Genomic DNA, 13,533 nt, shown 5'->3' on the forward strand with positions numbered 1-13,533 from the left:
TGCCTCATGTCTCCTCGTTCTCCACCTGCAAAATTCGGTGCATCAGAACTGTGTGAAGATTAAACGGGGGCAGCTTTGCGAGCAACTAGCATTTACCCTAGTGGTGCAGTGCCGCACAAAATTGGGGCACGTTCTTGTAGTTTCGCTCCGTGTTGGCCTCATTTCGTAGCAGCAAGCCGTTACTTCGGATAGCGAACCAAATTCGCAGCGTACTCAGGCGCGCAACGGTTTGACCCGCTGCACGATCTCGCCGACGATACCGCGCCTGAACGCCAGCACGCACGCGATGAAAATGAGGCCTGTCACGATCGTCGCTGACTCTCCGAGAGAGCGGAACCACTCCACGCCCGTCATCGATGCCAACCCGCCGCCGATATCGCCGAGCCGGTCTTCCAGCGCGACGATCAGCGCTGCGCCGAGCAGCGGACCGAAGAGCGTGCCCATGCCGCCTACGAGCGTCATCAGCACGACGAGACCCGACATCGTCCAGTAGGCATCGCCGAGCGTCTCGAAGCCCAGCACGAGCACTTTAAGCGATCCTGCAAGGCCCGCCAGACCCGCCGACAGGATGAACGCGAGCAGCTTGAAGCGGTTCGTATCATAGCCAAGCGAGATCGCACGCGGCTCGCTTTCCTTGATCGCGATCAGCACCTGCCCGAACGGCGAATGCACGATCCGCACGATCAGCAGGAACGCGAGCACCATCACCGCGAGCACGACGAAGTACAGCGTCAGATCGGACGAGAGACTCAACACGCCGAACAGCTTGCCGCGCGGCACGCCTTGCAGACCGTCCTCGCCATGCGTGAACGGCGCCTGCAGAAAGACAAAGTAGACCATCTGCGCGAGCGCGAGCGTCACCATCGCGAAGTAGATGCCCTGTCGACGAATCGCGAACAGTCCGACGACAAGACCGAGCAGCGTTGCCGCGACCGTCCCGGCAACGACGCCGAGTTCGGGCGACAGCGTGAGCGTCTGGATCGCGTAGCCGGTGACATAGCCGGCCGTCGCGAGGAACATCGCGTGACCGAACGACAGCAAACCCGTATAGCCGATCAACAGATTGAACGCGGCCGCGAACAGCGCGAAGCACAGCACCTTCATCACGAACACGGGATACGCGCCGACGAACGGCGCAGCGATGAGCGCGAGCAGCAGCAGAACGTAGAGCGCTTTTCTCTGCATCATTTTTCCTTGCCGAAGAGACCCGCCGGACGCACGAGCAACACGAGCGCCATGATCACGAAGACCACGGTCGCCGAGGCTTCCGGATAGAACACGCGCGTGAACCCTTCGATCACGCCGAGCAGCAGGCCCGTGAGAATCGAGCCCATGATCGAGCCCATGCCGCCGATCACGACGACGGCAAACACGGTGATGATCATCGGCTGGCCCATCAGCGGCGACACCTGGATCACGGGCGCTGCGAGCACACCCGCAAACGCGGCCAGCGCGACGCCGAAGCCATACGTGAGCGTGACCATCATCGGCACGTTCACGCCGAACGCTTCGACGAGCTTCGGGTTCTCCGTGCCCGCGCGCAGATACGCGCCCAAACGCGTCTTCTCGATCACGAACCACGTCGCAAAACAGACGATCAGCGACGCGACGACCACCCACGCGCGGTAGTTCGGCAGGAACATGAAGCCGAGATTGGTCGCGCCCGACAGCGCCGACGGCACGTCATACGGTTGACCGGACGAGCCGTAGATCGAACGGAACACGCCTTCGACGACGAGCGTGAGTCCGAACGTGAGCAGCAATCCATACAGGTGATCGAGCTTGTACAGCCAGCGCAGCATCGAGCGTTCGATCACGATGCCGAACAGCCCGACAAGAATCGGCGCGAGCACGAGCATCACCCAGTACGGCAGACTGAAATACGACAGGCCCATCCACGTGAGCATCGCGCCCAGCATGAACAACGCGCCGTGCGCAAAGTTGATCACGTTGAGCAGACCGAAAATCACGGCCAGACCCAGACTCAGGATCGCGTAGAACGAACCGTTCACGAGACCGAGCAGCAACTGGCTGAGCATCGCCGGTAGCGGAATGCCAAAGATATCCATTGAAGCCGTCGTCAAAGTGAAAGCGGCATGCACGCACCGGATCTTCAATCAGCTGAAGACCCGACACGTCCAGCACGCAGAACATCGACGCCCGCTGTATCTACACGATACGAACCAGCAGGCGATCCTCGGCGCCGCTTATTTCCACAGCGCGCAGCGCGTTTCCTGCTTCGTCGTAAACGCCTGCTCGCCCGGAATCGTGGCGGTGATCTTGTAGTAGTCCCACGGCTCTTTCGACTCGGCCGGCGTCTTCACCTGCATCAGGTACATGTCGTGGATCATGCTGCCGTCCTGACGGATGTAGCCCTTCGCATAGAAGTCGTCGATCTTCTGCTTCTTCAGTTGCGCCATCACCTTGTCGGCATCCGTCGAACCCACCGCCTTCACGGCGTTCAGGTATGTCATCGTTGCCGAGTAGTCGGCGGCCTGCAGGCTCGACGGCATCTTCTTCATCTTGTCGAAGTAACGCTGCGACCACTTGCGCGTCGTGGCGTCCTTGTTCCAGTACCAGCTGTCCGTGAGCACGAGGTTTTGCGTCGTTTCGAGGCCCAGGCTGTGGATGTCGTTGATGAAGACCAGCAGTGCCGCGAGCTTCATCGTCTTCGTGACGCCGAATTCCTTCGCGGCCTTGATCGAGTTGATCGTGTCGCCGCCCGCGTTCGCGAGGCCGAGAATCTGGGCCTTCGACGCTTGCGCCTGCAACAGGAACGACGAGAAGTCCGATGCCGACAACGGGTGACGCACTTCGCCCAGCACCTGGCCGCCGTTCGCCTTGACGACGTCGGCGGTGTTCTTTTCCAGCGCCTTGCCGAACGCGTAGTCAGCCGTCAGGAAGTACCACGTCTTGCCGCCCTGCTTCGTCACGGCCGAACCGGTGCCCTTGGCGAGCGCCGTCGTGTCGTACGCATAGTGGACCGTGTACGGCGTGCATTGCTCGTTGGTCAGCGTATCGGCGCCTGCGCCGATGCTGATGTAGACCTTGTGCTTTTCGCCCGCGACCTGGTTCATCGACAGACCCGTTGCCGAGTTCGTGCCGCCCACCAGCATGTCGACGCCATCGCGGTCGAACCATTCACGCGCGCGCGACGCTGCAATATCCGCCTTGTTCTGGTGGTCGGCATAGACGACCTGGATCGGCTTGCCGTTCACCTTGCCGCCGAAATCGGCCACTGCCATGCGGATCGCTTCGAGACCGCCCTGCCCGTCGATGTCGGCGTAAAGACCCGACATGTCCGTGATGAAACCGATCTTCACTGCATCGTCGGCAGCCCGCGCGCTGCCCGCCGTCAATGCGACGCCTGCGGCTGCCGCAAAACAGATTGACGTGAACCGCGCGAGTGTCTTCCTTTTCATTACTGTCTCCTTCGTTCTGCGTTGTGGTTGTCAGAGGCAATCAGGTCCGCACTCCCCGGCTCATACCCCGAGCAAATCGTGCAGCACCGGCATTTTGCTTTCGAGTTCCTTCGCCCCGAAATGCTCGACGATACGACCGTGCTCCATCACATAGAAACGATCGGCGAGCGGCGCGGCAAAGCGGAAGTTCTGTTCGACCATGACGATCGTGTAGCCGCGAGATTTCAGCGTCACGATCATGCGCGCGAGCGCCTGCACGATCACCGGCGCAAGACCTTCGGAAATCTCATCGAGCAGCAGCAGGTTCGCGCCCGTGCGCAGAATGCGCGCGACGGCCAGCATCTGCTGCTCGCCACCAGACAGACGCGTGCCCTGGCTCATGCGCCGTTCCTGGAGATTGGGAAACATCTGGTAGATCTCGTCGATCGACATCATCAACGACTTGTCGCCGACGGGCGGCGGCAACAGCAGATTTTCTTCGCACGACAGGCTCGAAAAAATGCCGCGCTCTTCCGGGCAATAACCGACGCCGCAATGTGCGATCCGATGCGTCGGCATCGATATGGTCTCGCGTCCACCGACGCGGATCGAGCCCGTGCGACGCCCCGTCAGGCCCATGATCGCGCGCAGCGTCGTGGTGCGGCCCGCGCCGTTGCGGCCGAGCAGCGTGACGACTTCCCCGCGGTTCACGGTCAGATCGACGCCATGCAGGATGTGCGACTCGCCGTACCACGCCTGCAGCCCGGCGATCTCCAGCGCGGGTTCGCCGCTCACGACACTGACCGCTGCGTTTTCCTGTTCGCTCACTGTGCTCATGCATGCGCTCCGGCAAGCGCTGCGTCCGCACTGCCCATATAGGCCTGCATGACGAGCGGGTTCTTCGAGACTTCCGCGTACGTGCCTTCGGCGAGCACCTCGCCGCGTTGCAGGACGGTAATCGTGTCGGAGATGCCGGCAATCACATTCATGTTGTGTTCGACCATCAGGATCGTGCGGCCCGCCGATACTTTTTTGATCAGCGCGGTCACACGGTCGACGTCTTCATGTCCCATGCCTTGTGTCGGTTCGTCGAGCAGCATGAGTTCGGGTTCCATGCCGAGCGTCGTCGCGATTTCGAGCGCGCGCTTGCGGCCGTACGACAGTTCGACGGCGGGTACATCGGCGAAATCGGTCAGGCCGACTTGCGTCAGCAGATCGATTGCGCGGTCATCGAGTTGATGCAGCGTGCGCTCGCTTCTCCAGAAGTGAAACGCGCTGCCGAGCTGACGTTGCAAACCGATGCGAACGTTCTGCAATGCCGTCAGATGCGGAAACACAGCGGAAATCTGGAAGGAACGGATGATGCCGCGACGCGCGATCTGCGCGGGACGCTCGCTCGTGATGTCGACGCCGTTAAAGACGATCTGACCCGCAGTGGGCACGAGAAACTTGGTGAGCAGATTGAAGCAGGTGGTTTTGCCTGCGCCGTTGGGGCCGATGAGCGCATGAATCGAGCCGCGCTTCACGCGCAGGTTCACGCCATTGACTGCGGTAAACCCCTTGAACTCACGTGTGAGCCCGCGCGTCTCGAGTATCGTATCGCCGAGAATCATGTTCCCTTCCATGCGAAGTAAGGCGAAGCACTACCGCGTTCTGTACCGCGCAGATTCGGCGCGACTGTTATTGGCGATGACACCCCCGTGCCAATCGTGGCGTGGTGCACCAATGAGGACGGTAATCCATGCCGCACCACGCAGCATGGCGCCATTGTCGCGCCAATGATGCAGCGCAATCATTGGGATTTGCACTTAGTGTTTGATGCGACCTTCGCGGCGCAAAACGTTAAACGTTGCGTGTCATGCAACCGACATTGGCGATGCAGCGCGTGTCTCGATTGAGAGACTGTCTGCACGCGCGCGACGGTCGGCGCGAATCATGTCGCTTGCACGCTCGGCGATCATCAGCGTCGGCGAGTTCGTGTTGCCCGACGTGATCGTCGGCATCACCGACGCATCCACGATACGCAGACCTTCGACGCCAATCACACGCAAGCGGCTATCGACGACTGCACCCGGATCGTCCGCCGTGCCCATCCGGCACGTGCCGACAGGATGGAAGATCGTCGTGCCGACATTGCCTGCCGCGCGCTGCAACTCTTCCTCAGTCTGAAACTGGATGCCGGGAAGAATCTCTTCGGGCCTGTAGCGCTGCAACGCAGGCGCGGCTGCAATGCGTCGCGTGAGACGCAATGCGTTCGCAGCCACATGACGGTCGTAATCGGTCGACAGATAATTCGGCGCAATCAGCGGCGCTGCATGCGGATCGCGCGAGTCGATGTGCACGCTGCCGCGCGACGTGGGCCGCAAATGACACACGGATGCGGTGAACGCATTGAAACGATGCAATGGCTCGCCGAACTTGTCGAGCGAAAGCGGCTGCACGTGATACTCGAGATCGGGACGCGTCAATGACCTGTCGTTCATGTCCGACTTCGCGAACGCGCCCAGTTGCGATGGCGACATCGACATCGGTCCGCTCTGCATCAACAGATACTGCAGCCCGATCATCATCTTGCCCCACCAGTGTGCTGACGCCGTGTTCAACGTGCGTACGCCGTGCACCTTATACGCCATGCGCAACTGCAAATGATCCTGCAGATTTTCGCCGACGCCGCGCAGATCCTTGACGACCTCGATGCCGAGATTCTGCAAACGCGCGCCATTCCCGACGCCCGACAGTTCGAGCAATTGCGGCGAGTTCACCGCGCCCGAACTCATGATCACTTCGATACGCACCTTCGCGATGTACTCGACGTTGTCGCCGCGATATTCGACACCGACGCAACGCTTGCCTTCGAACACGACGCGTTGCGTGTGCGCGCCCGTGATGACGGTGAGATTCGATCGCTGTAACGCAGGCCGCAAAAACGCCTTCGATGCATTCCAGCGAATGCCGCGCTTCTGGTTCACATCGAAATAACCGACACCTGTGTTGTTGCCGCGATTGAAATCGTCGGTGGCGGGTATGCCGGTTTCTGTTGCGGCTTCGGCGAACGTCTCAAGAATCTTCCATTTGAGGCGCTGCTTCTCGACACGCCATTGACCGCCCGCGCCGTGAAATTCATTGGCGCCGCCGTGATGATCTTCGCTGCGTTTGAAGACTGGCAGCACGGCATCCCATGACCACGATGCATCGTTCGTTACGCGCGCCCATTCGTCGTAATCTTCGCGCTGACCGCGCATGTAGATCATGCCGTTGATCGACGAACAGCCGCCCAATACGCGGCCACGCGGATACGACAACGCGCGACCATTCAAACCCGGTTCAGCCTGCGTTTTATAGAGCCAATCGGTGCGCGGATTGCCGATGCAATAGAGGTAGCCGACCGGCACATGAATCCAGTGATAATCGTCTTTGCCGCCTGCTTCGAGCAACAGCACGCTGACGTCGGGATCTTCGGTGAGCCGATTCGCAAGCACACAACCCGCCGTGCCCGCACCAATGATGATGTAGTCGAACTCGCCTTCGAGTTTTCTTGCTGTCGTGCTCACCGTCGTCTCCCGCTTTTACTTCGTCGCTTTTATTTCGCTGCTTTATTTCGCAACAGGCATCGTGAATTCGGCGCCCTTCGCGATGCTGTCCGGCCAGCGCTGCATCACGCTCTTGTAGCGTGTATAGAAGCGCACGCCTTCTTCGCCATAAGCATGGTGATCGCCGAACAATGACTTCTTCCAGCCGCCGAACGAATGCCACGCCATCGGCACCGGAATCGGCACGTTGATGCCGACCATGCCGATCTGAATCTGCCGCGAAAACGCACGCGCAACGCCGCCATCCGACGTGAACAGCGAGACGCCATTCGCAAACTCGTTCTTGTTGATCAGTTCGACAGCGGAAGCGAAATCAGGCACACGCACCACGCACAGCACAGGCCCGAAAATCTCTTCGCGGTAGATCTTCATATCGGTCTTCACATCGTCGAACAATGTGCCGCCAAGGAAGAAGCCCTTCTCGTGACCGGCCACCTGATGACCACGCCCATCGACGACCAGCTTCGCACCAGCATCGACCCCCGCTTCGATATAGCCCGACACTTTCTCGCGATGCGCTGCCGTCACGAGCGGACCCATTTCGGCTTCACCTTCCATGCCGTTCATGATCTTCAGCGACTTCACACGCGGCGTGAGTCGCTCGATCAGTTCGTCGGCGATATGACCGACGGCCACAGCAACCGAGATCGCCATGCAGCGCTCGCCCGCCGAGCCATAGGCCGCGCCGATCAACGCATCGACGGCCTGATCGAGATCCGCATCCGGCATCACGACGAGATGATTCTTTGCGCCGCCCAGCGCCTGCACGCGCTTGCCGTGTTTCGTGCCTTCTGTGTAGATGTATTCTGCAATCGGCGTCGAGCCGACGAACGACAACGCGCTCACATCAGGATGTGCGAGCAGTGCATCAACGGCCACCTTGTCGCCATGCACGACATTGAACACGCCGTCAGGCAAGCCCGCTTCCTTCAATAGTTCGGCGAGTCGCACGGATGCCGACGGATCGCGTTCCGAAGGCTTCAACACGAACGTGTTACCGCACGCGATCGCAACGGGGAACATCCAGCACGGCACCATCATCGGGAAGTTGAACGGTGTGATGCCCGCGACGACGCCGAGCGGCTGACGCAGATTCCAGTTGTCGATGCCGCCGCCGATCTGATCGGTGAAGTCCGTCTTCAACAGATTCGGAATGCCGCATGCGAACTCGACGATTTCGATGCCGCGCATCACTTCGCCCTTCGCATCGGAAAACACCTTGCCGTGCTCGCGCGTGATCAGTTCGGCGAGTTCGTCGTGATGTCGGTCGAGCAGTTCCTTGAACTTGAACAGCACGCGCGCGCGTTTGATCGGCGCCGTTTCGCTCCATGCGGGAAACGCGGCCTTCGCCGCAGCAACAGCTGCATCGACTTCGGCAACACTCGCGAGCGGCACGCGCGAAGTGACGTCGCCCGTCGCGGGATTGAACACGTCGCCAAAACGCTGGCTCGTGCCATCGACGGGCTGGCCGTTGATCGCGTGCGTCAGCGCGCGCACCTTGCTTTGATCTGTCTCGCTCATGATGTCTCCTGGGAATCGGACCTTGGGACTTTGTGTTGGTCGATGCTGCAGCGCAATGCGTCACGCCTTCGCATGATGTTGCCTAGCGTAATCGCGAGCCGCGCAGCAAATCCAATGAGTAATGCTCAAATGCGATATAAGGCGCGTTAATATCAGCGGATGGATCTCACCCTGCTCCGCGCATTTGCAACGGTCGCACGCGAAGGCAATCTGACGCGCGCCGCGACGCAATTGCATCTGACCCAGCCCGCCGTGAGTCTGCAGATCAAGAACCTGCAGACTGCGCTCGGCGTGACGCTCTTCACGCGCACGTCGCACGGGCTCGCGCTGACGCGCGACGGTCAGGCGCTGTTGCCACATGCCGAGCGCGCGCTCGCGGCCGCAAGCGATGTCGAACGCGCGGCGGCCACGCTGCGTCAGGAAGTGCGCGGACGTCTGCGCATCGGCACGATTCTCGATCCGACGTTCCTGCGACTCGGCGGCTTTCTGAAGCAGCTGGTCGAAACGTGGCCGCATGTCGAGACGCAGCTTCGGCACGGCATGTCGGGCTGGGTGCGCGATCAGGTGCGCGCGGGCGAACTGGACGTCGGCTATTACATCGGCCAGCCAGATGACGACGACACGCGCGACGCGCCGATCTTTCATGCCGTCACGCTCACGCACTTCCAATATCGCGTGCTGGCGCCGCCCGGCTGGAAAGACCGCATGAAGGGCGCGCGCGACTGGCGCGCGCTCGCTTCGTTTCCATGGATCTGGACGCCCCCCGCGTCCGCGCACAACCGCCTGCTGACGCGCCGTTTCGCCGATGCCGGCGTCAAGCCCATCAAGGTCGCCGAAGTCGATCAGGAACCGTCGATGCTCGATCTCGTCAAATCCGGCATCGGGCTCACGCTCGCGCGCGATTCGATTGCGCTCGCCGAAGCGCACGCGCACGCGCTGACAATCGTCGAAGACGTGACGGTGCCGACGGAGCTGACGTTCATCACGCTCGCCGCGCACAGGGACGAGCCGGCCATCGCCGCGGCGTTGAAACTGATCGAGCTGCAATGGTCGACTTGAGCGACGCGCATGCGCGTCGTGCGATATGAGCCGACCTCATGACACGGCCGCTTCGGCAACCGTTTTCTGTCCCCTTCGCACGCCGTGGGCTTTAACTACATCGTCACGGGCTTTTTGCTAGATTGACGCTTTGCCCGATTTCCCCGCTGTAATCCGTATGTCCTTCGGTCTCTGACGAGCAGCTTGCTCACGCAGGCCAGCGACGCCGGTCCCGTCGTCGTCAGAAGCCGTTCACGTTCACTTTCGACAGGAGCTTCACATGGCACGCAACATCGAAATCAAAGCCCGCGCGCAGCAGTTCGAGCAGCTTCGCGAGCGCGCGGCCGCTCTTGCGCCTGACGCTCCGTTGATCTTTCGCCAGCAGGACTTTTTCTACGACGTGCCGCGCGGCCGTCTGAAGCTGCGTCAGTTCGACGACGGCACGCCTGCCGAACTGATCTTCTATCAGCGCGACGACCGCGACGGTCCGAAGGCGTCGTACTACACGCGCAGCCCGGTGACGAACCCCGAAGCGATGCACTCGCTGCTCGCAACCGCGCTCACGACGCGCGGCATCGTCACGAAGGAACGTCACGTGTATATCGTCGGGCGTACGCGGATTCATCTGGATCGCGTCGACGGTCTCGGCGATTTCGTCGAACTCGAAGTCGTGCTCGCGCAGGATGACGACGAAGAAGGCGGCGAAACCGAAGCGCATGAAGTGTTTGCGAAACTCGGCGTGCCGGAATCGGACCTCGTCGCCGTCGCGTATGTGGATATGCTGAATCAGGAGCCGTTGAAGGCCGCGTGATTCGTCACACGCTGCGCGGTCAGACAGCCGGCGCGCCCGGCGTCAGATGACCGAGCGGCAGCGGGCCGTTGCGCTTGAACGTCGTCAGCACGATGTTCGAGCGCACACTGTCGACGCCCGGCACCCGCATCAGCTTCTTCATCACGAACGACGACAGCGCGTTCAGATCCGGCGCCACGATGCGCAGCAGATAATCGGCATCGCCCACCACCGCGTGACATTCGAGTACTTCCGGCAGCACGTCGATCTGCTGCTGGAACTGCTCGATGATCGAATCGCCGTGGTGCTTCAGTTTCAGGCTCGTGAACGCCATCACGCCGAGCCCGAGTTTCTCCGGCCGCAGCACGACGCGATAACCGTCGACCACACCGATCGCCTCCAGCCGCTGAAGACGCCGCCCGATCTGCGACGGTGACAGCGGCACCTGCTCGCCGAGTTGCTGGTGCGTTGCGCGCCCGAAGCGCTGCAGGACGTCGAGAAGCGCCAGATCGAAGTGATCGAGTTCCACCATGTAAATTCTCCGCATGCAATTGCGTTTTGATGCGCGATTATCGCATTCACACCGTGCATTCCGGAAAACATGCGCCCTTGCCGCGCGTTCGCCGCTCTAGACTTGCATCTTCTCCTTTCTCCGCTGCAAGTCATGTCTGTTCCGAACACCGCGAAGCTCAAAGAGCAATTCGACGCAGGCCTCGAAACCCGCGCCGACTTCACCATCGACCAGCCTATGCATCGCTACGGTGCGGTCGATCACGCGGTCTGGAATCAGCTCTATACGCGGCAGACGGCGCTGCTCAAGGGGCGCGTCTGCGACGCGTTCCTGGAAGGCGTGGAGCGGCTGAATCTGTCGCCGGAAAGCGTGCCGTCGTTCGACGCGATCAACGCGCAGTTGATGCCCGCGACGGGCTGGCAGATCGTCGCCGTGCCGGGGCTCGTGCCCGATCAGGTGTTCTTCGAACATCTCGCGAATCGCCGCTTTCCCGTTACATGGTGGATGCGTCGGCCGGATCAGCTCGACTATCTGCAGGAACCCGATTGCTTCCACGATCTGTACGGCCACGTGCCGCTGCTGATCAATCCTGTATTCGCCGACTACATGCACGCATACGGCCGCGCAGCGCTCGCCGCACACGATGCGAACGCGCTGCCGCTGCTCGCGCGGCTCTACTGGTACACGGTCGAGTTCGGCCTGATCCGCGACGAAGCGAGTCCGAACGGCGTGCAGATCTACGGTGCGGGCATCGTGTCGAGCAAGGGCGAAACGCTGTACAGCCAGCTAAGCGACGCGCCGAACCGCATCGCGTTCAATCTCGAACGCGTGATGCAGACGCAATACCGGATCGACACGTTCCAGAAGACCTACTTCGTGATCGACGATTTCTCGCAGCTGTTCGACGTCGCGCGCACCGATTTCGCGCCGCTGCTGAACAAGCTCGCAGACGCAAAGCCTTTCGCAGCCGGCGATGTGCGCGACACTGACACCGTCATCACGCGCGGCACGGGCGAAGGCTGGGCAACGGACGCCGACGTCTGACCTGGCACCCTGCAACACCCGTTCAAGCGTGAAAAAATAGAACCACTGCGCATGCGCGCGGCGCGTCCATGCAGCCGGCATCGACGCGGTCGCGCACAGCTTTTAAAGGTGACACGATGATCCAGAAACTAACTTCGGAAGAACGCACGCAGCAAGTCGCGCAACTGAACGGTTGGCAAAACGTCGAAGGCCGCGACGCGATCAAGCGGCAATTCAAGTTCGCCGATTTCAACGAAGCGTTCGGCTTCATGACGCGCGTCGCAATCAAGGCTCAGGAGATGGACCATCACCCGGAATGGTTCAACGTCTACAGCAACGTCGAGATCACGCTTTCGACGCACGATGCAAACGGAATCACCGAGCGCGACATTCGGCTCGCGCGTTTTATCGATGAAATAACTGCCGGAAAGTGACGAGAACGGCGGATCGGGAGAAACCCGATCAGGCTAAAAACTCAGAGGAAAACCCGCGCTGAAAGCGTATTGCAGGTAATCAGGCCACCAAACCTTCACTTCATTAGGCCATTTTTAAGGGACACGTAAGAATCCCACGCGGCGCGGGCAATCTCGTCCAATCCTTCCTGCGGCAGCGCGGTCTGTCGCTGTACAATCATCAGCGCATACGGCTTGGAGAGCGCGCTTGCCTCCTTGCACAGAACGAGTTCGTCGCCGCTCGAAGGCGAGCGGGTACGCCAGAAATTGATCGCGGCTTCCAGTTCGTAGATCGTAATATCGGACATGGCTGGCTGGTCTGTTGATGGCCGCATCGAACGGCACGCCGCACGGCATTCTGTGCAGCAGGCGCCCCGGCGAACCGCGTGCCCCCTGCCTAAACCCATTGTACTTGAGCGAAATCCATGCGACTCCTTCTGATCGAAGATGACCGCCCCATCGCACGCGGCATCCAAAGCAGTCTCGAACAAGCCGGCTTCACGGTCGACATGGTCCACGACGGCATCTTCGCCGAACAGGCCCTCACGCAAAACCGCCACGAACTCGTGATCCTCGATCTGGGCCTGCCCGGTATCGACGGCATGACGCTGCTCTCGCGTTTCCGCCAGAGCAACCGTCATACACCCGTGATCGTGCTGACCGCGCGCGACGAACTCAACGACCGCGTGCAAGGCCTCAATTCCGGCGCGGACGACTACATGCTGAAACCGTTCGAACCCGCCGAACTCGAAGCGCGTATCCGCGCCGTGATGCGCCGCAGCGGTCCGCATGGCGACATGCCGCGTCCGGAAGTGTCGCTGGGTGGCGTGCGCCTGTCGGGCGTCGATCGCCGTATCTTCAATGACGACAAGCCGCTCGAACTGTCGCCGCGCGAATTCGCCGTGCTCGAAATGCTGCTGCTGCGTCATGGCCGCGTGGTCAGCAAGGCGCAACTGCAAGATCATTTGACGCACTTCGGCGGCGATCTCGGCGATACCGCGATCGAAGTCTATGTGCACCGCGTTCGCAAGAAGCTCGAAAACTGCCGCGTCGAAATCGTCACGGTGCGCGGCTTCGGCTATCTGCTCCAGGAAATCCGCCAGGCGTCATAATGGTCGTCGAGACCGTTGTGGTCTGACGGCGTCCGGGTCGTTCGACGGGCGGCCGCACGTGCATCATCGTATGCGCGGCGGCCGCCTTGTCATTC

Annotated in this window: 14 protein-coding genes; 5 read left to right on the plus strand and 9 right to left on the minus strand. The window is 61.0% G+C overall.

Annotated elements, in window-relative coordinates; all coding sequences use genetic code 11:
• Positions 1 to 213: 213 nt before the first annotated feature.
• The 7 genes from QEN71_RS29375 to QEN71_RS29405 form a co-directional block, all read right to left on the minus strand.
• Positions 214 to 1,185, minus strand: coding sequence for a branched-chain amino acid ABC transporter permease (locus QEN71_RS29375; RefSeq protein WP_201649001.1), 972 nt, complete (start codon positions 1,183 to 1,185; stop codon positions 214 to 216).
• On the minus strand, positions 1,185 to 2,069 hold the full coding sequence (locus QEN71_RS29380; RefSeq protein WP_201648817.1) for a branched-chain amino acid ABC transporter permease: 885 nt from the start codon (positions 2,067 to 2,069) through the stop codon (positions 1,185 to 1,187). The genes QEN71_RS29375 and QEN71_RS29380 overlap by 1 nt, the downstream gene beginning before the upstream one ends.
• Before the next feature lie 138 nt (positions 2,070 to 2,207).
• Positions 2,208 to 3,422 carry an ABC transporter substrate-binding protein gene (locus QEN71_RS29385; protein ID WP_201648816.1) on the minus strand — a complete coding sequence of 405 codons (1,215 nt, stop codon included), beginning with the start codon at positions 3,420 to 3,422 and terminating at the stop codon, positions 2,208 to 2,210.
• Positions 3,423 to 3,482: 60 nt separating this feature from the next.
• Positions 3,483 to 4,238 (minus strand): ABC transporter ATP-binding protein, encoded by a 756-nt coding sequence (locus tag QEN71_RS29390; protein WP_201648815.1) that lies wholly within the window; start codon positions 4,236 to 4,238, stop codon positions 3,483 to 3,485.
• Positions 4,235 to 5,014, minus strand: a complete 780-nt coding sequence (locus QEN71_RS29395) for an ABC transporter ATP-binding protein (RefSeq protein WP_201648814.1) — start codon at positions 5,012 to 5,014, stop codon at positions 4,235 to 4,237. The genes QEN71_RS29390 and QEN71_RS29395 overlap by 4 nt, the downstream gene beginning before the upstream one ends.
• A 243-nt stretch (positions 5,015 to 5,257) precedes the next feature.
• Positions 5,258 to 6,952 carry a GMC family oxidoreductase gene (locus QEN71_RS29400; RefSeq protein ID WP_201648813.1) on the minus strand — a complete coding sequence of 565 codons (1,695 nt, stop codon included), beginning with the start codon at positions 6,950 to 6,952 and terminating at the stop codon, positions 5,258 to 5,260.
• Between the two features lie 42 nt (positions 6,953 to 6,994).
• Positions 6,995 to 8,512 carry a CoA-acylating methylmalonate-semialdehyde dehydrogenase gene (locus QEN71_RS29405; protein ID WP_201648812.1) on the minus strand — a complete coding sequence of 506 codons (1,518 nt, stop codon included), beginning with the start codon at positions 8,510 to 8,512 and terminating at the stop codon, positions 6,995 to 6,997.
• Between the two features lie 159 nt (positions 8,513 to 8,671).
• Between QEN71_RS29405 and QEN71_RS29410 the strand changes: the two genes are divergently transcribed.
• Positions 8,672 to 9,571 (plus strand): LysR family transcriptional regulator, encoded by a 900-nt coding sequence (locus QEN71_RS29410; protein ID WP_201648811.1) that lies wholly within the window; start codon positions 8,672 to 8,674, stop codon positions 9,569 to 9,571.
• A gap of 259 nt (positions 9,572 to 9,830) precedes the next feature.
• Positions 9,831 to 10,361 carry a class IV adenylate cyclase gene (locus tag QEN71_RS29415; protein WP_201648810.1) on the plus strand — a complete coding sequence of 177 codons (531 nt, stop codon included), beginning with the start codon at positions 9,831 to 9,833 and terminating at the stop codon, positions 10,359 to 10,361.
• Between the two features lie 19 nt (positions 10,362 to 10,380).
• Here the strand turns inward: QEN71_RS29415 and QEN71_RS29420 are convergent, their stop codons facing one another.
• The gene (locus QEN71_RS29420; RefSeq protein ID WP_201648809.1) at positions 10,381 to 10,872 is read right to left on the minus strand and encodes an Lrp/AsnC family transcriptional regulator; all 492 of its coding nucleotides are present in this window, start codon (positions 10,870 to 10,872) and stop codon (positions 10,381 to 10,383) included.
• Positions 10,873 to 11,004: 132 nt separating this feature from the next.
• On the opposite strand from QEN71_RS29420, the gene phhA reads away from it, so the two are divergent.
• Together phhA and QEN71_RS29430 are read left to right on the plus strand one after the other, a co-directional pair.
• Positions 11,005 to 11,895 (plus strand): phenylalanine 4-monooxygenase, encoded by an 891-nt coding sequence (gene phhA / locus QEN71_RS29425; RefSeq protein ID WP_201648808.1) that lies wholly within the window; start codon positions 11,005 to 11,007, stop codon positions 11,893 to 11,895.
• A 116-nt stretch (positions 11,896 to 12,011) separates the two neighbouring features.
• Positions 12,012 to 12,308 carry a 4a-hydroxytetrahydrobiopterin dehydratase gene (locus QEN71_RS29430; protein WP_201648807.1) on the plus strand — a complete coding sequence of 99 codons (297 nt, stop codon included), beginning with the start codon at positions 12,012 to 12,014 and terminating at the stop codon, positions 12,306 to 12,308.
• Positions 12,309 to 12,403: 95 nt separating this feature from the next.
• On the opposite strand, the gene QEN71_RS29435 is transcribed toward QEN71_RS29430, so the two are convergent.
• Positions 12,404 to 12,634 carry a DUF3717 domain-containing protein gene (locus QEN71_RS29435; protein ID WP_028363971.1) on the minus strand — a complete coding sequence of 77 codons (231 nt, stop codon included), beginning with the start codon at positions 12,632 to 12,634 and terminating at the stop codon, positions 12,404 to 12,406.
• A 117-nt stretch (positions 12,635 to 12,751) separates the two neighbouring features.
• Between QEN71_RS29435 and QEN71_RS29440 the strand changes: the two genes are divergently transcribed.
• Complete coding sequence (locus QEN71_RS29440; protein ID WP_007581727.1) at positions 12,752 to 13,438, plus strand: response regulator transcription factor; 687 nt, start codon at positions 12,752 to 12,754, stop codon at positions 13,436 to 13,438.
• Positions 13,439 to 13,533 lie beyond the last annotated feature (95 nt).

Origin of the sequence: Paraburkholderia sabiae, assembly GCF_030412785.1 — a bacterium.
GTDB lineage: Bacteria > Pseudomonadota > Gammaproteobacteria > Burkholderiales > Burkholderiaceae > Paraburkholderia > Paraburkholderia sabiae.

Excerpts from the sequence above, each read along its gene's own strand:
- QEN71_RS29435 (WP_028363971.1), bottom strand. The coding sequence starts at position 12,634 with ATGTCCGATATTACGATCTACGAACTGGAAGCCGCGATCAATTTCTGG.
- QEN71_RS29430 (WP_201648807.1), top strand. The coding sequence starts at position 12,012 with ATGATCCAGAAACTAACTTCGGAAGAACGCACGCAGCAAGTCGCGCAA.
- QEN71_RS29395 (WP_201648814.1), bottom strand. The coding sequence starts at position 5,014 with ATGATTCTCGGCGATACGATACTCGAGACGCGCGGGCTCACACGTGAG.
- QEN71_RS29385 (WP_201648816.1), bottom strand. The coding sequence starts at position 3,422 with ATGAAAAGGAAGACACTCGCGCGGTTCACGTCAATCTGTTTTGCGGCA.
- QEN71_RS29415 (WP_201648810.1), top strand. The coding sequence starts at position 9,831 with ATGGCACGCAACATCGAAATCAAAGCCCGCGCGCAGCAGTTCGAGCAG.
- QEN71_RS29405 (WP_201648812.1), bottom strand. The coding sequence starts at position 8,512 with ATGAGCGAGACAGATCAAAGCAAGGTGCGCGCGCTGACGCACGCGATC.
- QEN71_RS29420 (WP_201648809.1), bottom strand. The coding sequence starts at position 10,872 with ATGGTGGAACTCGATCACTTCGATCTGGCGCTTCTCGACGTCCTGCAG.
- QEN71_RS29380 (WP_201648817.1), bottom strand. The coding sequence starts at position 2,069 with ATGGATATCTTTGGCATTCCGCTACCGGCGATGCTCAGCCAGTTGCTG.
- QEN71_RS29440 (WP_007581727.1), top strand. The coding sequence starts at position 12,752 with ATGCGACTCCTTCTGATCGAAGATGACCGCCCCATCGCACGCGGCATC.
- phhA (WP_201648808.1), top strand. The coding sequence starts at position 11,005 with ATGTCTGTTCCGAACACCGCGAAGCTCAAAGAGCAATTCGACGCAGGC.
- QEN71_RS29375 (WP_201649001.1), bottom strand. The coding sequence starts at position 1,185 with ATGCAGAGAAAAGCGCTCTACGTTCTGCTGCTGCTCGCGCTCATCGCT.
- QEN71_RS29410 (WP_201648811.1), top strand. The coding sequence starts at position 8,672 with ATGGATCTCACCCTGCTCCGCGCATTTGCAACGGTCGCACGCGAAGGC.
- QEN71_RS29390 (WP_201648815.1), bottom strand. The coding sequence starts at position 4,238 with ATGAGCACAGTGAGCGAACAGGAAAACGCAGCGGTCAGTGTCGTGAGC.